General features: G+C 73.4%; 23 protein-coding genes. 8 read left to right on the forward strand and 15 right to left on the reverse strand.

Annotation, left to right across the window (positions count from 1 at the left end; translation table 11 throughout):
• Positions 1-3: 3 nt before the first annotated feature.
• From ACIRQF_RS14145 to ACIRQF_RS14155, 3 genes are all read right to left on the reverse strand, one after another.
• Complete coding sequence (locus ACIRQF_RS14145; RefSeq protein WP_376626808.1) at positions 4-528, reverse strand: RICIN domain-containing protein; 525 nt, start codon at positions 526-528, stop codon at positions 4-6.
• Between the two features lie 443 nt (positions 529-971).
• On the reverse strand, positions 972-1874 hold the full coding sequence (locus ACIRQF_RS14150) for a glycoside hydrolase family 19 protein (protein WP_376626810.1): 903 nt from the start codon (positions 1872-1874) through the stop codon (positions 972-974).
• Positions 1875-1972: 98 nt separating this feature from the next.
• The gene (locus ACIRQF_RS14155; protein WP_382477001.1) at positions 1973-2434 is read right to left on the reverse strand and encodes a MarR family winged helix-turn-helix transcriptional regulator; all 462 of its coding nucleotides are present in this window, start codon (positions 2432-2434) and stop codon (positions 1973-1975) included.
• Positions 2435-2530: 96 nt separating this feature from the next.
• On the opposite strand from ACIRQF_RS14155, the gene ACIRQF_RS14160 reads away from it, so the two are divergent.
• Together ACIRQF_RS14160 and ACIRQF_RS14165 are read left to right on the forward strand one after the other, a co-directional pair.
• Positions 2531-3031: a MarR family transcriptional regulator gene (locus tag ACIRQF_RS14160; protein WP_404092076.1), complete on the forward strand. Its 501-nt coding sequence runs from the start codon at positions 2531-2533 to the stop codon at positions 3029-3031.
• Positions 3032-3164: 133 nt separating this feature from the next.
• The gene (locus ACIRQF_RS14165) at positions 3165-5666 is read left to right on the forward strand and encodes a hypothetical protein (protein WP_404092078.1); all 2502 of its coding nucleotides are present in this window, start codon (positions 3165-3167) and stop codon (positions 5664-5666) included.
• A 107-nt stretch (positions 5667-5773) separates the two neighbouring features.
• On the opposite strand, the gene ACIRQF_RS14170 is transcribed toward ACIRQF_RS14165, so the two are convergent.
• Complete coding sequence (locus ACIRQF_RS14170) at positions 5774-6727, reverse strand: NADP-dependent oxidoreductase (RefSeq protein WP_382476995.1); 954 nt, start codon at positions 6725-6727, stop codon at positions 5774-5776.
• 327 nt (positions 6728-7054) lie between these two features.
• Here ACIRQF_RS14170 and ACIRQF_RS14175 point away from each other — a divergent pair, with 327 nt between their 5' ends.
• Positions 7055-8917: a serine/threonine-protein kinase gene (locus tag ACIRQF_RS14175; protein ID WP_404092082.1), complete on the forward strand. Its 1863-nt coding sequence runs from the start codon at positions 7055-7057 to the stop codon at positions 8915-8917.
• A gap of 9 nt (positions 8918-8926) precedes the next feature.
• Here the strand turns inward: ACIRQF_RS14175 and ACIRQF_RS14180 are convergent, their stop codons facing one another.
• Positions 8927-9835 carry a LysR substrate-binding domain-containing protein gene (locus tag ACIRQF_RS14180; protein WP_382476990.1) on the reverse strand — a complete coding sequence of 303 codons (909 nt, stop codon included), beginning with the start codon at positions 9833-9835 and terminating at the stop codon, positions 8927-8929.
• An 87-nt stretch (positions 9836-9922) separates the two neighbouring features.
• On the opposite strand from ACIRQF_RS14180, the gene ACIRQF_RS14185 reads away from it, so the two are divergent.
• Positions 9923-10753, forward strand: coding sequence for an oxidoreductase (locus tag ACIRQF_RS14185; protein WP_376626823.1), 831 nt, complete (start codon positions 9923-9925; stop codon positions 10751-10753).
• Between the two features lie 148 nt (positions 10754-10901).
• Here the strand turns inward: ACIRQF_RS14185 and ACIRQF_RS14190 are convergent, their stop codons facing one another.
• A complete protein-coding gene (locus ACIRQF_RS14190) occupies positions 10902-12185 on the reverse strand; it encodes an adenylosuccinate synthase (protein WP_376626825.1) in 1284 nt (427 codons plus the stop codon).
• A gap of 194 nt (positions 12186-12379) precedes the next feature.
• Here ACIRQF_RS14190 and ACIRQF_RS14195 point away from each other — a divergent pair, with 194 nt between their 5' ends.
• Entirely contained in the window at positions 12380-13156 is a 777-nt protein-coding gene (locus ACIRQF_RS14195) for a diacylglycerol kinase (RefSeq protein ID WP_382477239.1), read from the forward strand.
• A 42-nt stretch (positions 13157-13198) separates the two neighbouring features.
• Complete coding sequence (locus ACIRQF_RS14200; RefSeq protein WP_404092086.1) at positions 13199-14392, forward strand: hypothetical protein; 1194 nt, start codon at positions 13199-13201, stop codon at positions 14390-14392.
• A gap of 66 nt (positions 14393-14458) precedes the next feature.
• Here ACIRQF_RS14200 and ACIRQF_RS14205 read toward each other — a convergent pair whose 3' ends face one another.
• Complete coding sequence (locus ACIRQF_RS14205) at positions 14459-14971, reverse strand: GbsR/MarR family transcriptional regulator (RefSeq protein WP_382476986.1); 513 nt, start codon at positions 14969-14971, stop codon at positions 14459-14461.
• A gap of 71 nt (positions 14972-15042) precedes the next feature.
• Here ACIRQF_RS14205 and ACIRQF_RS14210 point away from each other — a divergent pair, with 71 nt between their 5' ends.
• Complete coding sequence (locus ACIRQF_RS14210) at positions 15043-15951, forward strand: ATP-binding cassette domain-containing protein (protein WP_376626831.1); 909 nt, start codon at positions 15043-15045, stop codon at positions 15949-15951.
• Complete coding sequence (locus ACIRQF_RS14215) at positions 15948-17522, forward strand: ABC transporter permease (protein WP_404092089.1); 1575 nt, start codon at positions 15948-15950, stop codon at positions 17520-17522. The genes ACIRQF_RS14210 and ACIRQF_RS14215 overlap by 4 nt, the downstream gene beginning before the upstream one ends.
• A gap of 60 nt (positions 17523-17582) precedes the next feature.
• On the opposite strand, the gene ACIRQF_RS14220 is transcribed toward ACIRQF_RS14215, so the two are convergent.
• The 8 genes from ACIRQF_RS14220 to ACIRQF_RS14255 all read right to left on the reverse strand — a co-directional run bounded on the left by ACIRQF_RS14220 (position 17583) and on the right by ACIRQF_RS14255 (position 25561).
• A complete protein-coding gene (locus tag ACIRQF_RS14220) occupies positions 17583-18791 on the reverse strand; it encodes a cytochrome P450 (protein ID WP_404092091.1) in 1209 nt (402 codons plus the stop codon).
• A gap of 9 nt (positions 18792-18800) precedes the next feature.
• Positions 18801-19463, reverse strand: coding sequence for a response regulator (locus ACIRQF_RS14225; protein ID WP_376626837.1), 663 nt, complete (start codon positions 19461-19463; stop codon positions 18801-18803).
• Complete coding sequence (locus ACIRQF_RS14230; protein ID WP_376626839.1) at positions 19460-20803, reverse strand: sensor histidine kinase; 1344 nt, start codon at positions 20801-20803, stop codon at positions 19460-19462. The genes ACIRQF_RS14225 and ACIRQF_RS14230 overlap by 4 nt, the downstream gene beginning before the upstream one ends.
• A gap of 103 nt (positions 20804-20906) precedes the next feature.
• The gene (locus tag ACIRQF_RS14235) at positions 20907-21776 is read right to left on the reverse strand and encodes an alpha/beta hydrolase (protein ID WP_404092094.1); all 870 of its coding nucleotides are present in this window, start codon (positions 21774-21776) and stop codon (positions 20907-20909) included.
• 167 nt (positions 21777-21943) lie between these two features.
• On the reverse strand, positions 21944-23179 hold the full coding sequence (gene kynU / locus ACIRQF_RS14240) for a kynureninase (protein ID WP_404092096.1): 1236 nt from the start codon (positions 23177-23179) through the stop codon (positions 21944-21946).
• Positions 23172-24035 carry a tryptophan 2,3-dioxygenase family protein gene (locus ACIRQF_RS14245; protein WP_376626845.1) on the reverse strand — a complete coding sequence of 288 codons (864 nt, stop codon included), beginning with the start codon at positions 24033-24035 and terminating at the stop codon, positions 23172-23174. The genes kynU and ACIRQF_RS14245 overlap by 8 nt, the downstream gene beginning before the upstream one ends.
• 113 nt (positions 24036-24148) lie before the next feature.
• On the reverse strand, positions 24149-25018 hold the full coding sequence (locus tag ACIRQF_RS14250; RefSeq protein ID WP_404092099.1) for a DUF3152 domain-containing protein: 870 nt from the start codon (positions 25016-25018) through the stop codon (positions 24149-24151).
• Positions 25019-25147: 129 nt separating this feature from the next.
• Positions 25148-25561 carry a DUF3151 domain-containing protein gene (locus ACIRQF_RS14255; protein ID WP_376626849.1) on the reverse strand — a complete coding sequence of 138 codons (414 nt, stop codon included), beginning with the start codon at positions 25559-25561 and terminating at the stop codon, positions 25148-25150.
• Positions 25562-25566 lie beyond the last annotated feature (5 nt).

Raw genomic sequence — 25566 nt, forward strand, 5'->3', positions numbered from 1 at the left:
GAACTACCAGCCGGTGCTGGGGTAGTAGCCCCAGCGCTGGTTGTCGTTGCCGTTGTACGGCCATGCGGTGATCTGCGTGCCCCACGCGTGGGTGCCCTGCGGCACGTCGACGGCGTGACCGGTCGTCGGGTTGATGTAGGCCAGGCCCTGCTCGTCCCAGACCTGGTTCCAGCCGTTGTTGCAGTACCAGAGGATCAGCGGGGCGCCCCGGTCCCGGCTGGCGCCGGAGATGTCCAGGCACAGCCCGCTGTACGAGTTGACCAGGACAGGCTGGCCGTAGGCGTTCTTGGAGCCGTACCAGAGCTGGTGCAGGCCGCCGTTGCACTCCCACTGGGTCACCCGGGCGCCGGCGGTGGTGCTCTCGCCGCTGGACTCCAGGCACAGGTTGGTCTCGTGGTTCTTCAGCGTGTAGCCGGAGTAGATCTCGTCCGCCGAGGCGGAGGAGGCGCCGACGAGGCCGGTCGCGGCGACGGCGAGCGTCGCGGCACCGGCGGCGGCGAGTCGGCGGATCTTGCTGCTGAGGGTCATGGTGTTCCTTCGGTGACGGCGCGGGGAGAACCGGGCCGGCACGGGCGCACGCACGCATGACACCGCACCACCGCAGGCTCCCCCGTACCTTCGGTCGTTGATCGACTCGGAACCTAACGACCGGCCGTGGGCATGTCACACCGGCTCGCCCGGCGTGTCGCGCGGGCCTCGCCGCGTCCGGGAGGCGAGGGGCTGGCGGTGCGCCCGGCGCGAGGGGCTCGCCGCGTTGCCTTGCCGGCGCGAGGGGCTCGCCGCGTTGCCTTGCCGGCGCGAGGGGCTCGCCGCGTCCGTGGCGCGAAGGGCTCGCCGCGTTGCCTAGCCGGCGCGAAGGTCCGGCGGATCGTGCACGAAGGTCCGGGGCGGCTGAGCCGCAGGTGCCCGGGGCGGCCCCGGCGTTCGCCGTGGGGCCGCCCCGGGCCTCGCGCGTCAGTCGGCGGGACCGACTAGCAGGACAGGTTCGACCCGGTGGGGACGCCCAGGATCTGGGTGAACTGCTGGTACTTGGTGACCCGGCTCTGCACCTGGCCGGGGTTGCCGCCGTTGCACTCCAGGGAACCGTTGATGGAGCGGATCGTCTCGCCGAAGCCGCGGCTGTTGACCATGGCGTCGTGCGCGGTCATGGTGCCGGGGCCGTTCTGGGTGTTCCAGTACCAGAGGCCGGTCTTCCACGCGACGGCCGCGTCCCGCTCGACGCGGTAGGGGTCGGCGAGGAGGTTGATGCCGAGGGCGTCACCGGCGGCCTTGTAGTTGAAGTTCCAGGAGAGCTGGATGGGACCGCGGCCGTAGTACGCGGCCTGGCCGGCGGGGCAGCCGTAGGGCTGCGTGGCGTCGCAGTAGTGGGGGTAGTTGGCGGTGTTCTGCTCGACGACGTAGACGAGGCCGCCCGTCTCGTGGCTGACGTTGGCGAGGAAGGCCGCGGCCTCCTGCCTCTTCACGGTGTCGCTGCCGGTGTTCGCGAATCCGGGGTACGCGCTGAGCGCGGCGGTGAGCCCGGCGTAGGTGTAGAAGGGGTTCCGGCCCGGGAACATCTGGTTGAACTGGGCCTCGGAGACGACGAATCCGGTGGTGGGCGGCGGGGTCGTGCCACCGCCGCCGCCACCGGCGCAGGCGCCCTGGTCGGCCCAGACGCCCCACTCGCCGGTCGTGCCGGGAGTCTCGTTCTGGGTCCACCACTTGGCCTGCCAGTTGTGACCGTTGTGCGAGGCGGTCATTCCGCCCGTGTAGACGCTGGAGGCGTTCCAGGCGGTCGCGCAGGCGGTGGCCGCGCCCGCGCTGGCGGGCACGAGTACGGCGAGGCCGGCGACCGTACAGATCGCGGCGAGGACAGTGAGCAGACGTCGCAGCATGCGCTCGTCCTTCCGGTGGGGGGAAGAACACAGAAGCGCGATTGGTCTGTACCTGTCAATAGGTCTGGACCAGCCGGAAGCGGACCTGCCCCCTCCGCTCAGCGGGTGAGCACGCGCTCCAACAAGCTGACCAGCAAGGCCCGTTCGGCTACGGACAGCGGCTCCATCAGGTCGTCCTGCGCGTCCGCGAGGACCTTGTCGAGCCGCTTGAGGTGCCGGCGGCCCTGAGCGGTGAGGGTGACGACGTTGCGGCGGCGGTCGGCGGGGTCGGGGGTGCGGGCCACATGCCCCCGTTCCTCCAGCTCGTTGAGGACGGCGACGAGGTCGCTGCGGTAGATGCCGGTGCGGCGACTGACGTCGGCCTGGCTCGCCGGACCGTGCTCGTCGAGCGAGGCGAGCACCGCGTAGTGCCACTTGCGGGCGTCCTCGGCGGCCAGCCGCTCGCTCACCACGCGGTCGGCCCGCGCCGCGGTCATGGCGAGGAGGCGGCTGGGGAGGCCGCGGAGCCGGTCGGGGGGCTGCACCTCGTCCGTCTCGGCGCCCTGGGGGGTCTCGGTCATGGCGTGCAGATTACCCCTTGCGTTAGTGGGGCGAACGATCTAATGTCGTTCGTGCGACAAACGTTAGTGACTCGAACGTTAGAGGAGTGAACGAGCATGTCCGCGAACACCACCACGACCGCCCGCACGGCTGCCGCTCCCACGGCTGCCGCCTCCACCGCTCCGCTCGCCGACGCGCGCTCCCTCGGTCTCGCGCACTACGCGGCCCGCGGCGTCCTGGAGCTGGTCCTGGCGCAGCACGGCACCACGTTCCAGCAGCAGATCGCGCTGCGCGCCGCCGTCACCGCCGAGGCACCTCAGACGCCGGAGGCGCTGGTCGCCCAGGTCCGGGGCTCCCTGAAGGCCGACCCGGCCGACATCCGCGCCACGCTCGACGAGCTGCAGGCCAGGGAATTGCTCGCCAAGGACGGCGCACACCTGCGCCCCACGGACGGGGGCCGCGAGCTGCTCGCCACGCTCGCCGCGGCGACCGCCCCGCTCTCGGCCCGGGTCTGGGGCGGCATACCCCCCGAGGACCTCGCGGCCGCCGGACGCGTGCTGGCGCTGGTCACCGAGCGGGCGAACGCGGAGTTCGCGGCGCTGACGGCGAGCTCTTGAACCGGTTCGAATACGGGGGACGTCACGACGATCACACTGTTACGCTCCCTTTCGGCCTGCGACGGGGGACGGGCAGGCGAGAAAGCAACACGGGGACCCGGGGCAGCCCGGGGGAAATCGGGGAGGGAACCAGGTGGTTCGTCATGCCCTCGCGCGGGGGGCTTCCATCGCCGCGCTCTCGCTCGCGGTCACCGCGGGCACGTTGATCCCGCTCGCGGCACCGGCCGCGGCGGACGGGGAGGCACCGCAGGAGCTGGTGATCCCGCCGGCCGTCAAGGAGAACGCCGGCACCACCGCGGCCGTGGAGCGGCTCACCCTCGCCCAGGGAGAGCTGTCGGTCGTCGACAGGAGCGACGACGGCGCCGGCAACAGCAAGGAGTGGCGCCGCGACCTGTCCACCGGCGACCCCCTCGGCTACGGCGCCCGGACCCCCGGTTCGACGCCCGTCCAGCCCTGCCCGGAGGACGACGCCCCGTGCGGCGAGTACTGGGCCACCGGAGACGGCCGCTTCGTGACCCGTCAGGGCGGCTACCTCTACTTCACCAGCGGGAAGCGCACCGACTTCATCGGCACCTGGGTGGGCGCCGGCGCCCGGATCCGGGACGTCAACGGCTCGTACCTGGTCGTCGACTCCGGCGGCAACACCCCGAAGCAGCGGATCGTCGCCCTCGCCCCCGGCGTCGAGGTCGGCAAGGTCCTGGAGGAGCGCACGCCCGTCGCGGCCGCCCTGTGGGGCTCCTGGCTGTGGAGCGCCGACGGAGGGAAGGGCGCGGTCTCCGCGAAGGACCTGAAGACCGGCGCCACCGTCGAGACGCTGAACACGGGCGCTGACTGCGTACCCCAGGAGCTCCAGGCCGCCGGGCGCTGGATCTACTGGTCCTGCGGCGCGAACGGCCCCGCCGGGGTCTACGACCGCACGGCCGAGAAGTCCGGCACCGTCCCCTCGGACGAGGCGCTGCTCGGCGACGGTTACGTCGTCACCCATGACAAGACCGCCGGCAAGCTCGTCCTGACCGGCACCGACACCGGCAAGCCGGCCGTCAGCCGTGTCGTCGGCGACCTGCCCGACACGGGCGTCTCCCAGCGACGCGTGCGCTGGACCGTCGACCGGTTCGGCGGGCACCTCGCCTACGCCGACGCCAAGGAACAGGTCCACGTCGTGCCCAGCGGCATCGCGCCGCAGCCGCTGGTCCTGCTCACCCGCGAGGACACCCCGTCCCCGGTGGTCGACGGCTTCGCGGAAGACCGCCCGACCCTCCTCACCTCGCTGACCCCGTCCCGGCCTCTGCGGTCCTGGACCCTGACGGCCCGCCACCACACCACCGGCAAGGTCAGCGAGCTGGCCTCCGGCACGGACGGCCGCTGGCTGCGTCCGGCTTGGAACGGCCGGGACAAGGCCGGCACGCTGATGCCGAACGGCGAGTACACCTGGACGCTGACCGCCCGGCCCGACGGCCCCACGGGCGCCGAGACCACGGTCTCCGGCAGCGCCCTGCTGCGCCGCGGCGCGTCCCCCGCGCACACCTCGTTCACGAACCTGCCGCCGCAGCGTGTCCTCGACACCCGCAACGGCACGGGTGTCGCCAAGGGCAAGCTCGGCGCCAAGGGCACCGTCACCCTCGACGTCTCGGGCGTGCCGGGCATCGGGACGGCCTGGAACCGGTCCGTGGCGCTGCACGTCACCGCGACCAACGCGAGCGCCGGCACCTTCGTCTCCGCCTACGGCGCCGACGCCGACCGCTCCGCCGGCTCGAATCTCAACGTGCCCGCCGGGAAGACGGTGTCCAACCTGATCATCGCCCCCGTCAACGAGGGCAAGGTCACCTTCTACAACCACGCGGGCACGGTCGACCTCATCGCCGACGTCGCCGGCGTGAACAAGATCGGTGAGGACGACTCGCTGTACCGGCCGATGGCCCCGTGGCGGGCCCTCGACACCCGCAGCGGCCTCGGCGGCCCCAAGGCCAAGGTCAAGGGCGGCACCCGGGCGCACGTCACCTTCGGCGGCACCGCCGTGGGCGGCGCCGACGTCACGGCGGTCGTCCTCAACGTGACGGCCACCAACGTCACCGGCGGCACCTTCGTCACGGCCGTCCCCCAGGGCGGCCCGGTGGTCGGCTCGCACCTCAACCCGCAGGCGGGCGAGACCCGTTCGAACCTGGTGGTCGTCCCCGTCAAGGACGGCGGCGTCGACCTGTACAACCACGCGGGCACGGTCGACCTGATCGCCGACGTGGCCGGTTACTACACCAAGGCCCGCACCGGCTCGCTGTACAGCGAACTCCCCTACGGCGCACGCCTGATGGACACCCGCTACGGCACCGGTGTCGCCAAGGCCAAGGTCGGCGCCGGCAAGACGGTCACCCTGGCGGTCGGCGGCAAGGCCGGGATACCCGCGACGGGCGCCACGGCCGTCGTGCTCAACGTGACCGCCACCAACACCACGGCGGGCACCTACGTCACGGCCTACCCGTACGGCACGACCCGCAGCAGCGCGTCCAACCTGAACGTGCCTGCCGGGGCGACGGTCTCCAACCTGGTGGTGGTGCCCGTCAAGGACGGCAAGGTCACCTTCTACAACCACGGCGGCACGGTCGACCTCATCGCCGACGTGCAGGGCTTCTACGCCGAGTAGCCCCTCCGACCGGAGCCTGCACGCGCGCGTCAGGCTCCGGTCCGCCCGATCCCGGGGCGCCGTCGGCGTCACCCCGGGGGCGCCGTCGGCGTCACCCCGGGGTCGGCTCAGATCATCAGGACGACCCGCCCGGGCCGGTGGCCCGACTCCGCGCGCCGGTGTGCCTCGGCGGCCTCCTCCAGGGGCATGACGTCGGCCACGCGGGTGATGAGCTCCCGGGACGCCACCTGTTCCAGGATCTCCTTCAGCAGGGTCGCGTCCGGCCGGGCGCGGTCGAACTCGACGCGGATCTCGCGTTCGGCGGCCGGGACGCGGTCCGGGGCGATGGAGACGAAGACGCCGCGGTCCTTCAGGACGGCCAGCGCCACGGTCCCGAGCAGGGCCCCGTCGAAGATCCCGTCGACGCCCTCCGGGGCGTGCTCCCTGACCTGGCGGAGCACGTCGAGCGGCTCTCCGCGCGTGATGCACTCCTTGGCGCCGAGGACCTTCAGCTCGCTCTCGTCTCCCTCGTAGGAGACGGCGATCACCCGCAGCCCGGCCGCCGAGGCGAGCTGGACCACGAAGCGGCCGACCACACCGCTGGCACCGGTGACGAGCAGCGTGGCACCGGGCGGAAGATTCAGCTGTTCCATGCCGTTGCGGGCGGTGAGCGCGGCCAGCGGCACGGAGGCGGCGGCGGTGAAGTCCACGTCGTCTGGGAGGGGGGCGAACCACTCGGGGTCGGCCCAGATGACCTCCGCGTAGGTGCCCTGTCCGTTCAGCTCCTCGTACCAGGGAATGAAGCCCGCCACCCGGGTGCCGGCCGGCAGGGTGCCGCCGGGGCCGGGCGCCGGGTCGAGGAGCCGGCCCGCGAAGTCCGTACCGAGGACGAAGGGAGGGCGCAGCTCACCCATCTGGTCGACATACAGACCGGCGCGGATCCTGAGGTCCGCGATGGTGATTCCGGCCGCCTTGAGCCGTACGCGTACCTTGCCCGGCATCTGGCCGGCCTCGGGTTCGGGGCGCCGGGCCATGCTCAGCACCTCGGGTCCGCCAAAGGCGGTGACTTCGACGACACGCATGGGGATCTCCTCCTGCGGAAGCCCCCTCGTGGCCATTACACCCACGCCCGCCACCCCCGGCAACAGGGACGCGGCAGCGGCGTGATGGACGGCTCCGCCGCCGGCATACGGGATCCCGCCCGCCAGGGAGGCGAAGTCCCGCACCCGGGACGAGCCGCCCGCCGACTCGCTCACCGCCGGCTTCCCCGGCCGTCCGGGCCGGGGCGGCGGGCAGGCCGTCCTCGGCGCCCACGGGCATCTGCGCCCTGTGCCACGCCCGGGGACCCGAGATCCGCGGGGAGGGTTGAGGCGGGCTGGTGGACGCCATGTCTGGCATCCTCTTTCGACGTGGATCCCTTGAACGCGGAAGACCCGGTCGCCATAGGACCGTTCCGGCTGCTCGGGCGGCTCGGCACGGGCGGCATGGGCCGGGTGTACCTGGCACGTTCGGCGGGCGGACGCGCCGTCGCGGTGAAGGTCGTGCACCCGGAGCTGGCCGCCCAGGACGAGTTCCGGCGCCGCTTCGCCCGCGAGGTCTCCGCCCTGGAGCGCGTCGGCGGCACCGGCACCGCGCCCGTGCTCGGTGCCGACACCGAGGCCGACCTCCCCTGGGTCGCCGTCGGTTACGTGCCCGGCCCCTCGCTGCGCACCGTCGTCAACGAGGAACACGGGCCGCTGCCGCCCGCCAGCGTCCGCACCCTCGCCTCCGGCCTCGCGCGCGCCCTCACCCACATCCATGCCGCCGGGCTGGTCCACCGCGACCTGAAGCCGGGCAACGTCCTGCTCACCGTGGACGGGCCGCAGATCATCGACTTCGGCATCGCCCGCGCCCTGGACACCGTCACCGACGGGGGCCTGACCAGCACCGGCGCCGTCGTCGGCTCACCCGGCTTCATGTCTCCCGAGCAGGTGCGCGGCGAGCGGGTCACCCCCGCCTCGGACATCTTCTGCCTGGGGTCCGTCCTGGTCTACGCGGCGACCGGGCGCTCCCCGTTCGGCTCTTCCGACAGCGGCGTGCACGCCACCATGTTCCGCATCGCCAACGAGGAGCCCGACCTCACCGGGCTCGCGCCCGAACTCACCGGGCTGATCCGGGCCTGCCTCGCCAAGGACCCCACGGGGCGCCCCTCGGCCACCGAGCTCGTCGACACCCTCCAGGTCACGGACCCCTGGCTGCCCGCCGAGGTCCTGGTCCGGCTCGGCCGGCACGCCGCCAAGGTCCTGGAGGCCGAGGGCAGCGCGGCCGCCGAGTCGGGCGACCCCACCCCCGCGACCCCGCTGCCGCCCGGAGGCACCGCGGCGCCCCGGCGTCGCCGGCGCGGCCCGCTGGTCGCCGCCGTGACCGCGCTCGTCGTCGCGGCCGCCGGGGCCCTCGCCTACACCTACTGGCCCGGCGCGGGCACCGCCTCCGGAGCCGACGGGCACAGGAACAAGGCCCGCGGCGGCACCGGCACGCCCGCCGGCCGGCCCTCCGGGATCGTCCCGGCCACCTTCCTGGGTGCCTGGGAAGGCGTCCTGCAGGGCTCCGCCAGCCACCCCCGCGAGACCCTCCGGCTCGAGATCACCCAGGGCGCCGCCGGCAGCAAGGCCGCCGTCTACGTCCACGTCACCGACGAGCGCCTGTGCATGGGCCGCTCCCGGCTCGTCTCGGCGGACGAGGACAAGGTGGTCCTCGGCGAGTCCGACGTCACCGCCAGCGTGCCCGCCCAGCGCTGCACGCCCTCCGCCCGGCAGACCCTCACTCTGCGCTCCCCCGAGGTCCTGGTGTGGACCTCCGGCGCCGCGAAGGCCACCTTCCGCAAGGGGCGGACCGGCTCGGAGGCCCTGCCGGTGAAGTTCCTCGGCAGCTGGCGGATGCGGAACGACCCGGAACTCTTCGGGAAGAACGTCGACCGCTACACCGACGAGGTGACGCTCACCCAGGGTCCGATCGGCTCCGCCGTCTTCCGCTACGAGCAGGGCTATCCGCGCACCGACGCGGAGGGGAACCCCACCTCCGAGTCGGTCCACTGCACCTTCACGGCCCTCCTCGCCGGCTCGGGCACCCCGCTGGTCGTCGGTCCGCAGACCGCCGAACCGGGCTCGGACGCCGAGTGCGCCGCCACCGCCGGCATGGCGAGCTACCTCGACATCGTCCGCTACAAGGGCGAGGACCGGCTCCTGGTCTATCCGATGGCGGACGCCGAGCCGGGCGAGTTCCACAAGAACTAGAGACCGCTCCTAGGTCCTGTCCGGAGCCACGGCCGCCGCCGCCCTCGCGTAGCCCTGCACCAGCTCGCGGGTGTCGTCCGCGCGCCAGGCGAGGACGAAGCGGCTGGGGCTGACCCCGCGGACGGGGCGGGTGACGACGCCGTCGCGGGTCAGGAGCGGGGCATTGCCCGTGGCGACGAGGCAGATGCCGAGGCCGCCGACCAGCGCCTCGTACGTCTCGTCGGCACTGGCGATCTCGGCGCCGACGACCGGTGGACGCCCGCCGCGGGCGTCCACCGCCAGCCAGTAGTCGCGCAGTTCGGGCCCGGTGTCGGGCAGGGCGAGGAAGGGTTCGTCGAGCAGTTCGGCGAAGTCGAGGCTCTCCCGGGCCGTCAGCGGATGAGAGGCGGGCAGGGCGACGAGCCGGGGCTCGGTGGCGACGACGACCCAGCGGAAGCGTTCCGCCCCGGTCAGCGGCAGCCACACGAACGCGACGTCGCTGCCGCCGTCCGCGAGCCCGGCCGTGGGATCCTCCCAGCCGACCTGCCGAAGCCGCGTCCGAGCCGCCGGATGGGCCTCGGTGAAGCGGGAGCGGATCGCGGGGAGCAGCCCGCCCCGCCCCGGGCTGGTGCTCATCCCCACGACCAGGGTGGCTCCGGCCGCGGCCCGGGCCGCCCGTACGGCCCCGTCGGCCTCCGCCCAGGCGGCGAGCACCGCCCGGGCGTGCGGCAGCAGGGCGGCGCCGACGGCGGTGAGCCGCACCCCCTGCCGGTTCCGGTCGAAGAGCGGGGCGCCGAGCTGCCGTTCCAGGGCGCGGATCTGCTTGCTGAGCGCGGGCTGCGAGACGTAGAGGCGCTCGGCGGCGCGGGTGAAGTGGAGCTCCTCCGCGACCGCCAGGAAGTACCGCAGATCCCGTCCGTGCACATCCGTGGTGGTCATGCCCATGGGCTATCACGACGGATCTTGGACGGACAACTCCCTTCCGGTGCACGCTGGTTGCACAATCAACGAGGGGAACCCGAGAACATGAGCAAGGTCTGGCTGATCACCGGGGCGAACAGCGGCTTCGGACGTGCCTTCACCGAGGCCGCGGTCGCCGCCGGCGATGTCGTGGTCGCCGCCGCCCGCCGCGCCGGCTCCCTGGACGAGCTGGTCGCCGCCCACCCCGACCAGGTCGAGGCGGTCACCCTGGACGTCACCGACCACGCGGCCGTCGACCGGGTGGTCGCCGGGATCGCCGAGCGCCACGGCCGCATCGACGTCCTGGTCAACAACGCGGGCCGCACGCACGTCGGCTCGGTCGAGGAGACCGACGACGCCGCCCTGCGCTCGCTCTTCGACGTGCACGTCTTCGGCCCGGCCGCGCTGACCCGCGCCGTCCTGCCCCACATGCGGGCCCGCCGCTCGGGCGCGATCGTCCAGCTCAGCAGCGTCGGCGGCCAGATGTCGATGGCCGGCTTCGGCGCGTACAGCGCGACGAAGTTCGCCCTGGAGGGCATGTCGGAGGCGCTGGCCGCCGAGGTGAACCCGCTCGGCATCCACGTCCTCATCGTCGAGCCCGGCGCCTTCCGCACCGGCCTGTTCGGCAACCACAGCCTCAGCGAGGGCACCATCGCCGACTATGCCGACACCGTCGGCACCACCCGCGGCTTCGTCGAGACCGGCGGCGGCACCCAGGAGGGCGACCCGGCCAAGGCCGCCGCCGCCGTCCTGGCCGCCCTGAACGCCGACGAGAAGCCGCTCCGCCTCGCGCTCGGCGACGACTCCATCGACACGATCCACCAGCACCTCGACCAGGTCCGCGCCGATCTGGCCGCCTGGGAGAAGGTCGGCCGGGACACCAAGCTGGACGTCTAGGCCCTCTCTTTCGGACCTTGCCGGGCTCGCGGGGTCCGGCCTGATCCGAAAGAAACGGCCTTGGCCGTCCCCGGATCCGCGAAGGGCCCGCACCCCGGCCGAAGCCGGGGTGCGGGCCCTTTCGCGTGTGCCGTGCGGCCGGTGCGGCCTACAGGAACGAGTTGATCTCGATCGTCTCGGTGCGGCCGGGGCCGACGCCGATCGCGGAGATCGGGGCGCCGGACATCTCCTCCAGGGCCTTCACGTAGGCCTGGGCGTTCTTCGGCAGGTCGCCGAAGGTCTTGGCCTTGGTGATGTCCTCGGACCAGCCCGGGAGCATCTCGTAGATCGGCTTCGCGTGGTGGAAGTCGGTCTGCGAGTACGGCAGCTCCTCGACGCGCTTGCCGTCGATCTCGTACGCGACGCAGACCGGGATCTGCTCCCAGCCGGTCAGCACGTCGAGCTTGGTCAGGAAGAAGTCGGTGAGGCCGTTCACGCGGGTGGCGTAGCGGGCGATGACCGCGTCGAACCAGCCGCAGCGGCGGTCACGGCCGGTGGTGACACCGCGCTCGCCGCCGATGCGGCGCAGCGCCTCGCCGTCCTCGTCGAACAGCTCGGTCGGGAACGGGCCGGCGCCGACACGCGTCGTGTACGCCTTGAGGATGCCGATGACCCGGCTGATCTTCGTCGGGCCCACGCCCGCGCCGGTGCAGGCGCCGCCGGCGGTCGGGTTCGAGGAGGTGACGAAGGGGTAGGTGCCGTGGTCGACGTCGAGCAGGGTGCCCTGGCCGCCCTCGAAGAGCACGACCTTGTCGTCGTCGAGCGCCTTGTTGAGGATCAGCGTGGTGTCCGCGACGAACGGCTTGATCTGCTCCGCGTACTGGAGCATCTCCTCGACGATCTGCCCGGCCTCGATGGCGCGGCGGTTGTAGAGCTTGGCGAGCAGCTGGTTCTTGCCCTCCAGCGCCGCCTCGACCTTCTGGGTGAGGATCGACTCGTCGTACAGGTCCTGGACCCGGATGCCGACGCGGTTGATCTTGTCGGCGTAGGTCGGGCCGATGCCGCGGCCCGTGGTGCCGATCTTGCGCTTGCCGAGGAACCGTTCCGTCACCTTGTCGAGGGTGACGTTGTACGGCGTGATCAGGTGGGCGTTGCCGCTGATCAGGAGCTTCGAGGTGTCGACGCCGCGCTCGTTCAGCCCACTCAGCTCGGAGAGCAGGACCGCCGGGTCGACGACGACGCCGTTTCCGATGACCGGGGTGCACCCCGGTGAGAGGATTCCGGAAGGGAGCAGGTGGAGCGCGTACTTCTGGTCGCCCACGACGACCGTGTGGCCGGCGTTGTTGCCGCCCTGGTAACGCACCACGTAGTCAACGGAGCCACCGAGCAGGTCGGTGGCCTTTCCCTTGCCCTCGTCACCCCACTGAGCACCGAGCAGCACAAGTGCGGGCACAGGCGTACACCCCTTCCGGGCGGGGCAAGACCAAGGTCAGGGGGCCGACGCCGCCTCACCCATGTGCCCCGGAATAGACGAAGCCCCTGGCGCAATAGCGCAAGGGGCTCTTGCACAAAGAGACTACCCGAGGAAGGACCGAGGTGTCGGATCACGACCAGCTGCTGGTCATCGTCGACCCGGTCGCCCGCCGAATGGACGGCGAGTCCGTGCGGATCGCGAAGGATGTGCTGTCAGCGGGCGCGGCAGCGAAGATCTGCCTGCCGGACGGTCCGGAGGAATTCTCCCGGGCCCTGTACCGGCGGGGCTCCCGGCGCCCCGTCGTCCTCGGTGACGACCGCGCGCTGCTGCGCACCGTGACCCTGCTGCACCGCGAGGCCGCGGCCGGACGGGCGGCCGGAGGCGGGGCGCTGGCCCTCGTGCCCATCGGGGCCCCCGACCGGCTGCGGACCGCCCACGCGCTCGGCGTGCCGCCCGGCACGGTCGCGGCGGCCCGGGCCGTCCTCGACGGCGTGGTGCGCAGCCTCGACCTGCTCGTCGACGACAGCGACGGCGTCGTCCTCGATCGCCTGGACATCCCGGCCGCCCGCACTCTCGCCCCGGCGCCGCCCACTGTCTGGGACACCTGCCGTTCCCTGGTGCGCACCCTGGTCCGCCCGGCCCCGACGGCCCTGGCGGAGCCCACCCACCGGCTTCGGGTCGAGGCGGACGGGGTGCTGCTCTGCGACGTCGACACCCCGGTGGAGGGCCTCACGGCCCGCGCCCTGGGCGGCGCGGCCGCCCTCACCCTGGTCCCGGCGGGCGCCCCGCCGGTGCACGTCACCGCCCACACCCTCACGGTCACCGGCCCCGACTTCCGCTACCGCGCCGACACGGCGGTCTCGGGCCCGGTGCGGCGCCGGACCTGGACGGTGCGGGCGGGCGCCTGGGGGCTGACAATTCCCGCGCCCACCTCGGCGGCCACCGCATAGGCTCGGCCGCCGAGGTCCGGACGTGGGGAGATTCCTGTGGGCATGGGGGGCGGTTCCGCCGCACTGTACGAGGCGGGTACCGGGGAGGCGCTGGCGCGCTATCGGGAGCGGGCCCGCGGCTGGGCGGTCTGCGGGCCGCTCGCGGCCCTCGTGGGCGCGTGGCTGGCGTTCGGCCCCTTCGGCAGCGGCACGAGCACCTTCGTGGGGTCCGGGCTGCTGGTACTCGGCCTGGCCGGGGCCGCGCTGGGCTTCGGCGCCCTGTCCGGCGCCCGCCGTATGGAGGACGCGCTGGCCTCGGGCCCGTGGACGCCGCTGCCCGCCGTCCGCGTGTCCGCCGCCCCGGCCCTGGTCGTCCGCGACCCCGCCTCGGACGAGACCTGGCCGCTGACCGTACGGGCGGTCCCGTGGCGCCGCCACCTCGCGCGCCCCGGCGCCCACGGCGAGCTGTGGTGGTGCGGCACCCCTGACACCGGCGGGGTGCTCAGCCGCCCCGGCGGCGGCGAACTCCTCCGCGCGGTACCGGTCCGCGGAAGCACCCGCGAGGCGCTGGTGGAGCGCGCCACGACCGCGTGGCCGCCTGCCCGGCCGGCCACGGGCGGCCCGGGCGCTCCCGGAGCACCGGCCACGGCGGGCGGGGCAGGCGTCGCAAGCCCACCGGCCGCCACCGGCGCACCCACCCCTGCCGGCGCGCCGAGCACCGCGGGCGACGCCCCGTCCCCCGCCGCGCCCGTGTCCGTCCCGGCCCGCCGCCGCGGCGGGTGGCGATGGGTCGTCGTCGTGGGCGTGGTCGTCCTCGGATTCGCCCGGCTCTTCGAGATGTCCGTGGCGGACGATCCGCGGGTCGAGCTCACCGTGGAGGCGTGGCGGCCCGACGGCTCCTGCACGGTCACGTGGACCGACCCCTTCGACGGCGCCCTGCGGTCAGGGCCGTACCGGTGCGCGCAGCACCCGGAGCGCCCGTTCGGACGGCATCGGGAGACCGGCCACGTGGTCTCGTACGACCCGTGGAAGGGCGAGTTGTACAACGCGGACCACGAGGGCACCCGCGCCTTCGTCGAGACCCGGGCGCTGAAGGTGCTCGGCGCGGTCACGCTGCTCGTCGGACTGGCCGGCGGAGCGACCGACCTGCTGCTGCGGCGCCGGCGGAGCGCCGTCGAGGCCCGGGCCGCCGCGCGCGGCAAGGGCGCGGCCGCCCCGGGGACGCACCGCCCCCGCAGCACCGCCGGACAGGACTGACGCACCGCCCCCGCGGCACGGCAGGACAGGACTGACGCGCCGCCCCCGCGGCACGGCAGGGCAGGACTAGGGCGTGTCCCGAGTGGCCCTGTGGGCCCGCCAGCGGTCCATGATCCCGGCCATCTCGCCGTGCAGGAAGGCGAAGAACTCGGCCGTCTCGGCGGTGCGCCGACCGCCGGGGGTGTCGGGGCCGAGGAGCTCCGTGCCGTCGTTGAGGACCTTCTCCCAGCGGATCAGGACCTGGTCGCGGCGGGTGAAGGTCTCGTACCAGAGCTCGTTGTGGAGCACGTAGCGCTCGCGGCGGGTGCCGGGGTCGCGCTCGCGGCTGACCATGCCGACCTGGGTGAGGTAGCGGATCGCGCCCGAGACGGCCGCGGGGCTGATCTGCAGCTGCTCGGCGAGCTCGGCAGAGGTCAGGGAGGCCGTCTCGGACGCGAGCAGCGCCGCGAAGACCCGGCTCGCCATGCGCTGCATGCCCGCCGCGGTCATCTCGGCGGCGAAGCGCTCCACGAAGCGGGAGACCGCCTCGTCCGTACCGTCGCCCCCGCTGCCCTCACCGGTCGTCGTCATCTCGCTCATCCTCCGATTTTATACGGTTCCTTAACTTCCTTAGCTTCACAACTTTGTGAAAGTAGCGTACGTTCTGAAGCATGACGAAGGCAATCAGCATCGCCGGGCTCCACAAGGCGTTCGGCCGCACACGGGCGCTGGACGGCCTCGACCTCGCCGTCGAGTCGGGCGAGGTCCACGGCTTCCTCGGCCCCAACGGCGCCGGGAAGTCCACCACCATCCGGGTCCTCCTCGGACTCCTGCGCGCCGACTCCGGCGCCGCCCGGCTGCTCGGCCGCGACCCCTGGTCCGACGCCGTGGAGCTGCACCGGCGGATCGCCTACGTTCCCGGCGACGTCACCCTCTGGCGCAACCTCTCCGGCGGCGAGGTCATCGACCTCTACGGACGGCTGCGCGGCGGACTCGACACCGCCCGCCGGGCCCGGCTGATCGAGCGCTTCGAGCTCGACCCCACCAAGAAGGGCCGGACCTACTCCAAGGGCAACCGGCAGAAGGTCGCCCTCGTCGCCGCCTTCGCCTCCGACGTCGACCTGCTCGTCCTCGACGAACCCACCAGCGGCCTCGACCCGTTGATGGAGGAGGTCTTCCAGAGCTGCGTCGAGGAGGCACGCGACCGCGGCACCACCGTGCTGCTGTCCAGCCACATCCTCAGCGAGGTCGAGAGCCTCTGCGACCGGGTCAGCATCATCCGCCAGGGCCGGACGGTCGAGTCCGGTTCGCTCGCCGAGCTGCGGCACCTCACCCGCACGAGCGTGGCCGCCGAACTCGCCGGCCCGCCCAACGGACTGGCCCACCTCCCCGGCGTGCACGATCTCGACGTGCAGGGGCACCGCGTGCGGCTCCAGGTCGACACCGAGCAGCTCGACGCCGTCCTGCGCTCGCTCACCGAGTCCGGCGTCCGCAGTCTCACCAGCACCCCGCCCACCCTGGAGGAGCTCTTCCTCCGGCACTACGCGGACGACACGGCCGAAGAGGCGAACGCCCGATGAGTACGCTCAGCCTGACCGGGACCGGGTCGCTCACCCGGCTCGCCCTGCGCCGCGACCGGCTGATGCTGCCGGTCTGGGCCCTGGTCACCGGCGGCATGGTCGCCAGTGGCGCCGGCTCCCTGGAGAGCCTGTACGGCACGGCCGCCCAACGCGCCGAGCTCGCCGCCTCCATGACCGCCAACAGCTCGATGCGCTCGCTCTACGGGCCGGTCCTCGACGACTCCCTCGGCGGCCTCGTCGCCTGGCGGTTCGGCACCTTCGCCGCCGTCCTCGCCGCCGTCATGAGCCTGATCATCGTGGTCCGGCACACCCGCGAGGAGGAGGAGACGGGCCGTCAGGAGCTGCTGTCCGCAGGCGCGGTGGGCCGCCGGGCCCCGCTCACCGCCGCCCTCCTCGCCGCGCTCGCCGCCAACGCCCTCGTCGCCCTGATCGTGACCGCCGGGCTCGCCGGACAGGGCCCGGCCGGGGCCCTCGCCCTCGGCCTCGCGATCGGCGGCACCGGCATGGTCTTCGCGACCGTGGCCGCGATCGTCGCCCAGCTGACCGAGAGCGCCCGGCTCGCGAAGGGCCTGACGGCCGGCGTCCTCGGCCTGGCCTTCGCCCTGCGGGCCGCCGGTGACGCGGGCTCGGCGGAGGGCGGTTCGGTGCTCACCTGGCTGTCCCCCGTCGGCTGGGCCGAGAACGTGCGCGCCTTCGCCGGCGAGCGCTGGTGGGTGCTGCTGCTCCTCGCCGCGGCGACCGCGGCGCAGACGGCCGCCGCCTACGTCCTCACCGCGCGGCGCGACGTCGGCATGAGCTTCCTGCCCACTCGCCCCGGCCCTGCCGCCGGCCGGCTCGCGACCGCGGGCGCCCTCGCCTGGCGGCTCCAGCGCGGCACCCTGCTCGGCTGGGCGCTCGGCTTCCTGCTCGGCGGGCTGGTCCTCGGCGGCATGGTCGAGGGAGCGGCCGACATCGTCGGCGACAACGAGCAGGCCCGGCAGATCTTCGAGCGGATGGGCGGCCGGAGCGGCCTCACCGACGCCTTCCTCGCCACCATGGTCGGCCTCTTCGGCATGATCGCGGCGCTGTTCGCGGTCGGCTCGGTGCTCCGGCTGCACGGCGAGGAGACCTCGCAGCGCGCCGAACCCCTGCTCGCCGCCCCCGTCGGCCGGCTGCGCTGGGCGGCCGGGCACCTGCTGGTCGCCTTCGCAGGATCGGCGCTGATCATGCTCCTCAGCGGGGTCGGCCTGACCCTCTCGTACGGCAGGGACCCCCTGCCGATCCTGGGCGCCTCGCTCGCCCAGCTCCCCGCGGTCTGGACCCTGGCGGGCCTCGCGGTGCTGCTGTGGGGCGCGTTCCCGAAGGCGGCCGCGGGCGCCTGGGGCGTGGCGGGGGCCTGCCTGGGCCTCGGCTGGATCGGCCCCGCCCTCGGTCTGCCCCAGGCGGTCCTGAACCTCTCGCCCTTCGGGCACCTGCCGAAGCTCCCCGGCCAGGAGATGGCCTGGACCCCGGTCCTCGCCCTCACGGCCCTCGCCGCCGCCCTGGTCGCGGCCGGGCTGGCCGGGCTGCGCCGCCGGGACATGCTGAGCTGAGCGTCCTCGGCACGCCCCGGAACCGGCCCCCGTCGACGTGTGCGCGGGGGCCGGCGCCGTTCACACCTCCACGAGCAGCTCCTTGAAGCCCCGGATCACGTAGCCCGGCTTCCACTCCGGCTCGGCGACGAGCCGCAGTCCCGGCGCCTGGCGGAGCAACTCACCGAAGACGGCGGTGAGTTCGAGGCGGGCGAGCGGGGCGCCGAGGCAGTAGTGGATGCCGGCGCCGAAGGTGATGTGGGGGTTGTCGGCGCGGGTCAGGTCGAGCGCGCCGGCGGTGGGGCCGAAGCGCGCGGGGTCGCGGTTGGCGGAGCCGAAGAGCAGGGCGACCTCGGCGCCGCGCGGGATGACGACGCCGCCGAGCTCGATGTCGTCGAGGACCCAGCGCTCGAACATCTGGAGCGGGGTGTCGTAGCGCAGAAGTTCTTCCACAGCTGTGGACAACTTCCCGGGATCGGGATCCGGCCGGACCCCGTGCCGGAACAGCGTCCACCAGCCGTTGACCGTGGTGTTCACGGTCGCCTCGTGGCCGGCGTTGAGCAGCAGCACGCAGGTGGAGATCATCTCCTGCTCGGTCAGCTCCGTCACGGCGAGCAGGCCCGAGACCAGGTCGTCCCCTGGATCCCTCCGCCGGCGGGCGATCAACTCCCTGAGGTAGTCCGAGAATTCGACGGAGGCCTGCACCGCGCGGCGGGCCGTCTCCGCCGAGGGGTTCAGCTCGAACATCCCGCAGATGTCCGCCGACCACGGCCGCAGCCGCCCCCGCTCCTCCGCGTCCCGCGGGATGCCGAGCATCTCGGCGATCACCGCCACCGGCAGGGGCTCGGCGACCGTGGCGAGGAGATCGCCGCCGCCGTTCGCGACCAGCCCGCCGACGAGCTCCGCGGCGAGCCGCCGGACCGTCGGGGCGAGGTTCTCCACCGTCCGCGGCGTGAACGCCTTGGACACGAGCCGCCGGATCCTGGTGTGGTCGGCGCCCTCCAGATCGAGCAGCCCGTGGTCGTTGAGGGTGTGGAACGGCTCGTGGGCGGCGTCCGGCGCCTCACGCCCGAACTCCTCGTGGCTGAAGCGGTGCGTGTACGTACGGCCCAGGCGCCGGTCCCGGAGCAGCGCCGACACGTCCTCGTAGTGAGGGACCAGCCACTGTCGGGTGGGCCCGTACCAGTGGGCGCGTCCGGTGGCGCGCAGGCGCTCGTAGGCGGGATAGGGGTCGGCGACGAACCCGGGCGACCAGGGGTCGAAGGCGGCAACGGAGTCAGCGGCGTCCATGGCCGGACGCTACCGGCCGACCTCCACCAGGCGCGCCTCGTACGCGAAGACCGCCGCCTGTGTCCGGTCCCGCAGGCCCAGCTTCACCAGGATGCGGCTGACGTGCGTCTTGATCGTGGACTCCGCGACGACGAGGTGGTCGGCGATCTCGACGTTGGACAGGCCCTGCGCGATGAGCACGAGGACCTCCGTCTCGCGCTCGGTCAGCTCGCCGATCTGCGCGGTCGCGGGCGGCCGCGGGGAGAGCGCGGCCGACTTGGCGAACTCGGTGATGAGGCGCTTGGTGACGGTGGGCGCGAGCAGGGCCTCGCCGGCCGCGACCACCCGGACGCCCTCCGCGAGCTGCCGGGCCGAGGCGTCCTTGAGCAGGAAGCCGGAGGCTCCGGCGCGCAGCGCCTGGTACACGTACTCGTCGAGGTCGAAGGTGGTCAGCACGAGCACCTTGGCGTCGGCGTTCGCCGCGACGATCTCACGGGTGGCGTCGATGCCGTTGAGCTCGGGCATGCGGATGTCCATGAGGACCACGTCCGGCCGGAGCGCGGCGACCTGGGCGACGGCCTCGCGTCCGTTGACCGCCTCCCCCACGACCTCGATGTCCGGCATGGCGCCGAGCAGCACGGAGAAGCCCTCCCGGACCATCATCTGGTCGTCGACGATGAGCACGCGGATCACGGCTGGGGCTCCTCACGGTGCACGCTGACGGGGACGAACACGGCGACCTCGTAGCCGCCGTCGTCGGTGGCCTCGGCGGTCATCTCTCCGCCGAGCATGGCGACCCGCTCGCGCATCCCGGTCAGGCCGTGTCCGGCGCCGATCGAACGGGTGGTGGCCGGTTGCGGCTTGACGAGGCCGCGCGCCGGGCCGTTCACGATACGCAGGCCGAGCCCGCCGAGCACATGGCTGACCTCGACACGGGCGGCCGCGCCGGGCGCGTGCCGCAGCACGTTCGACAGGGCCTCCTGGACGATGCGGTACGCGGACAGCTCCACGCCCTGCGGCAGCTCGCGCACCGAACCCGTCACCGTGGTCTCCACCTCCAGACCGGCCTCGCGCACGTTGGCCACCAGGCCGTCCAGGTCGGCGAGGGTCGGCTGCGGCGCGTCGGGCGCCTCGTAGTCCTCGGCCCGTACGACACCGAGGATGCGGCGCAGCTCGGTGAGGGCGGCGACGGCGTTCTCCCTGATGGTGACGAAGGCCTGCTCCAGCTCCGGCGGCGGGTTCTCGACGCGGTACGGGGCGGCCTCGGCCTGGATCGCGACCACCGACATGTGGTGGGCGACGACGTCGTGCAGCTCGCGGGCGATGGTGGTGCGCTCCTCGAGCAGGGTGCGCTTGGAACGCTCGACCGCGGTCACGCTCTGCTGGGCGGTGACCTCGCGGGCGGCCTGGCGGCGCACCTGGGAGGTCGTGACGAGCAGGAGGCAGACACCGGCGGTGAAGAGCAGCGGCAGTGCGTCGTTCTCGTAGCCGATGCCGCCGATGAAGACCGAGACGAAGAGCGCGTACCCGGCGGTGACCAGCCACATCCAGCCGGCGGTGCGCGGCCTGGTGCGCAGGGCGACGACGACGAGGACGACGAGCTGCGCGGCGAACGAGTTCGGCGCCCAGGGCCAGCCGTCCCCGTAGCTGCCCAGGTAGGCGATGAAGGGGGTGGAGACGAGGGAGACCCAGAACGCGAGCACCGGGCGGAACAGGGTGAAGAGCACGGCCACGGCCGGCACGACGGCGTACACGAACGCGACCGGGCCGATCGAGTCATGGGCCCGCTCGAACCCGAGGAAGAAGACGATCAGCGCGGAGAAACCGACGACGAGGTGCGGCAGCACGCCCAGTTCGTCGCGTATCCGCTCGGGCAGGAACCTGAGCCACCCCCGGGACAGGTCGAGCCGTGGCAGCGGCCGGTAGGCGAGGGCGTCGTCGAAGAGGTCGGCCCGCAGACCGCCGAGCGCCTTCAGCGTCAGGCGGAGCTCGGGGCTGCGGCTCGTTTCGGAGGTCCGGGGCGTCGAAGTCACCCGTCCACGGTACGGGCGGCCGGGGAGGGCGGTCGTCCCGCTGGATGCGGATCCTGCGGGGTCCGCCTTGAGGACTACGCGGGGTCCCGGCGCCCGTCCCCGGTCACCACGCGAGCTGGGCGATCTCCTCCGCCACCACGGCGCAGGCGTCCGCCGCCGGGTCGATCAGCGGGAAATGGCCGACCTCCTCCAGCAGCGTGAAGCCGACCGTCTCGCCGGCCTTGGCCGCCGCGTCGACGTAGGCGTCGGCGACCGCGGACGGGACGACCACGTCGGCGCGGCCGTGGACGAGGGTGGTGGCGATGCCCGTCGGGAGCAGCAGGGCCGGGTCCGCGTGGGCCGCTCGGGCCTCGAAGTCCACTTCCCCACCGAGGAGTTCGGTCACGGCGCCGCCGCAGACCGCCAGCTCCACCGCCCGCTCGAAGTGGGCGATCGGGGCGAGGGCCACCACCCCGCGCAGGGCGGGCGCCGCCGCGAGGCGCCAGGGCGATCCGGCCGGCAGGACGTGCCGGGCGGTGGCCCACAGGGCCAGATGGCCGCCCGCGGAGTGGCCGGTCAGGACGGTCCGGCGCGGGTCGGCCTGCGGCAGGTGCTCCGCCGCCAGGTCGTGCACGGCGTCCAGCGCCGCCGCCACGTCGTCGAAGGTCTCCGGCCAGCGGCCGGCCACCGGGGCCGCGCCTCCCTGCCGCGGGATGTCGCTGCCGCGCCGGTACTCGACGTTCGCCACGGCGAAACCGCGCCGGGCCAGGAAGTCCACGAAAGGAGTCAGGTGCTGCCGGTCGTACGGGGCCCGCCAGGCACCGCCGTGCAGCGCGACGACCAGGGGCGCGCTCCGCCGGCCGTCACGCGGGGCGTAGAAGTCGACCACCTGGTCGGGGTGCGCGCCGTACGCGGCGGAGGCGTCCGGGGCGACGGCCGGGTGCGAGAAGGCCGATGCCTCTTCGGCGGCATCGCGCGCGGCGGGGTCCGGCATGCTGCTTCCAACCTCTCCTCCGACAGGGCCGATTGGCCTGACCTGCGGGGACCGTATCAGGAGTACGACCCCCGGAGATCAGGCGATCAGGCGATGATCCGACGTATGCCGGAGGCATGGGCGGAAGCGGGCCGGCGACCGGACCGAGGCCCGGTCGCCGGCCGGGATCAGGCCGAGGCGGCCGGAACGTCCCGCAGGACCTCCGCGAGCACCCGGGCCGCCCGCTCGGCGTCCGCGAAGCTCACGTACAGCGGCGTGAAGCCGAACCGCAGGATGTCCGGGCGGCGCAGGTCGCCCACGACGCCGCGGCGGATCAGCTCCGCCATGACCGCGGGCGCCTCGGCGCAGCGCAGCGCGACCTGGCTGCCGCGTTCCGCGTGCGTCTCGGGCGTCACGGAGACGACCCGGCCCTCGGGGACGTAGGCCCGGACGCACTCCAGGAAGAAGTCCGTGAGCGCGAGGGACTTGGCCCGCACGTCCTCGATCCGCACCCCGTCCCACACGTCGAGCGCCGCCTCCAGGGCGGACATCGACAGGATGTCGGGGGTGCCGACCCGGCCGCGCCGCGCGCCGTCGGCGGCCCGGTAGCCCGGGGTCATCCCGAAGGGGTCGGCGTGCGAGTTCCAGCCGGGCAGCGGCGAGTCGAAGGCTGCCTGGTGCCGCTCGGCGACGTACAGGTACGCGGGCGCGCCGGGGCCGCCGTTGAGGTACTTGTACGTGCAGCCGACCGCCAGGTCGACGCCGTGCTCGTCCAGGCCGACCGGCAGCGCGCCGGCGCTGTGGCACAGGTCCCAGACGGCGAGCGCGCCGGCCGCATGGAGCGCGGCGGTGACGGCGGGCAGGTCCTGGAGCCGGCCGGTGCGGTAGTCGACGTGGTTGACCAGGGCGAGCGCGGTGCGCTCGCCGGCCGCGCCGGGGATGTCGGCGGGGTCGAGCGGCACGATCCGGTGACCGGTCAGGCGCGCCGCGGACTCCGCGATGTACCCGTCCGTGGGAAAGGTGGTCGCGTCGACCAAGATCTCGTCGCGGCCCTCGCCGGCGAGCCGGGCGCCCGCGACGACGGCCTTGAAGACGTTCACGCTGGTCGAGTCGCCGACCACGATCTGCCCCTCGGCCGCCCCGACCAGCGGGGCGATCCGGTCGCCGATCCGCTCGGGCGCGGTCCACCAGCCGGACTCGTCCCAGGAGCGGATGCGCAGCTCGCCCCACTCGCGGGCGATGACGTCGGCCATCCGCGCGGGGACGTGCGCGGGCAGTGCGCCCAGCGAGTTGCCGTCGAGGTAGATGCCCGCGGCGCCGGCCGCAGGACCGGACACCGGGTCGAGGGCGAACTTCTCGCGGTGCTTGCCGAGCTCGTCGGCGGTGTCGAGCGCCTGGGCGCGCTCACCGAAGGTCTCAGACATGGCTGCGCGCCGTCCACAGCTCGGGGAAGACGTTCTTCTGCGCCCGCTTCTCCAGCCAGGCCACGCCCGCCGAGCCGCCGGTGCCGGTCTTGGCGCCCATGGCGCGCCGGGTGGCCACCAGGTGGTCGTTGCGCCAGCGCCAGACCAGTTCGGCGACGTCGCTCAGCGCCTCGCCGAGGCGGACGAGGTCGGAGTTCTGGTCGGGGTCGGCGTAGATCCCGGCCCAGATCCGCTCGACCTCGGCGGAGGGCTCGTAGCGCAGCGCCCGGTCACGGTCGAGGACCTCGGCGGGGACGGGCAGACCGCGCCGGGCGAGCAGCCGCAGCGTCTCGTCGTAGAGGCTGGGCTCCTGGAGGGCCTTCTCCAGCTCGGCGTGGACGCGGGGCGCGCCGCGGTGCGGCACCAGCATGGACGCCGACTTCTCGCCGAGCAGGAACTCCATGCGCCGGTACATCGCCGACTGGAAGCCGGAGCCCTCGCCGAGGGCGCCGCGGTAGGAGTTGAACTGGGCGGGGGTGAGGTGGGCGAGCGGCCGCCAGGAGTGGTTGAGGGCCTCCAGCTCGCGGACGGACCGCTTGAGGGCATCCATGGCCACGGGCAGGTCGTCGCCGCGCAGGGCGCGGCCGGCGGTCTCCCACTCGTGGACGATCACCGTGAACCACAGCTCCATGACCTGGGTGGTGACCAGGAAGACCATCTCGCCGGGGTCGTCCGAGCGAAGGTGCTGGAGGTGGGTGAGTACGTCCGCCTGGACGTAGTCCTCGTACGGCGTGGTGCCCGCGAAGTCGAGGTTCGGCGCGTCTTCGGCGACCGGAGCGGCTCCGGAGGCATCGGGAGAACCTTGGAAGGCTGACATTTCTGTCTCCTGGTACGAACTTCCAGGTAGCGGTCCGCTCCTCTCGGCCGTTCCGGCACGGGAGCCCCGGTCCCCTCGGGAGGCGGGCGTCGTCGCGCGGCCTCCCAACCGCATCATGACACGATCGGACCCGCGATGTAGATCCCCTCTTCGTCATACGGATAAGCGTTCGAACGGCAACCGTTCAGGCCCTTGATCTGCTGCATCATGACCGGCGCGAGCCTTCCGGGCCCCGGACAGCCCATGTGCTGCCGGATGCCGATCTCGTGCCCGACCTCGTGGTTGATGATCAGATGCCGGTACTCCTGGGCGGGCCCCGCGAAGGTCGGCGAGCCGAGCATCCACCGCTTGAGGTTGACCACGACGCCGGAGGTGGTCTCGCAGTTCAGCTCGCCGTGGGTGTTCATTCCGTTGGCGGCACATAGCTTGTCGGCGGTGTCCGGGGTGGCGATCCGGATCACGAAGTCGGCGTCGTCGCTGACCAGTTGGAAGCGCCCACGGCCGTGCGCGGCCCAGCCGCGCGGATGCGCCAGGATCCGCTCGATCTCCTCGGCGGCCTCACGGGCGGAGATGTCGACGCCGTCCTCGACCTGCACGCGGTAGCGGCGCAGGGAGCCCCCGGTGCCGACGGCCCGGCCGGTGGTCCGGGCGGTGGTGAAGCTGCCGGCGCCGGCCTGCGGGACCGTGGTCCGCTTCGTCGTGGGCTTGGGCTTCGGCCTGGGTTTCGGCGTGGGCGTGGGCTTCGGGGTCGGGGTGGGTCTCGGCTTCGGCGGCGCCGGGGCCGGGGACCCCGTGGTGGCCGTCGGTAACGGCCGGACGGCGGCGGTGTCCCGTCCGTCGTCCTCCCCCTGGAGGTGCGCCAGCGCGGCCCCGCAGCCGAGCGAGACCAGGACCAGGGCGAGGACGGGCAGGATCAGCCGTCCCCTCGCGGACCGTTTTCCCCTGCTTCGTCTGCGACCGGTCGTCGCGGCACGCTTCCCCAAGACAGTTCCCCCCTGCACGCGGTCGGGAGGATCGTACCGACCCTTTCGAACGCGCTCGAACGCCGCGGGCGGTCCTGTCCGGATCGTCCCCACCCGCGGGGCGGGGACGATCCGCAGCGTCAGCGCAGGTCAGCCGAGCGTGTCCGCGGCCGTCTGGGACGAGTCCCGCAGGAACGTCGTGCAGCGCTCGTACTCGTCCTTCTCACCGATCTCGCCGGCCGCCCGCGCCAGCGCGTGCAGCGCGCGCAGGAAGCCCCGGTTCGGCTCGTGCTCCCACGGGACCGGCCCGTGGCCCTTCCAGCCGTTGCGGCGCAGGGCGTCGAGGCCCCGGTGGTAGCCGGTACGGGCGTAGGCGTACGACTCGATCACGCGGCCGCCCTCGTACGCGTCGTCCGCGAGCTGCGCCCAGACGAGCGAGGAGGTCGGGTACTTCGCCGCGACGTCGGCCGGCGCGGCGCCGGACGCCAGGAGCTCACGCGGCTCCGGGTCGTCGGGCAGGTGGGTGGGGGGCGGTCCCCCCAGCAGGTTCTCGTGGAGTGCCATGGGGC

Source organism: Streptomyces sp. NPDC101191 (assembly GCF_044767915.1).
Classification (GTDB): domain Bacteria; phylum Actinomycetota; class Actinomycetes; order Streptomycetales; family Streptomycetaceae; genus Streptomyces.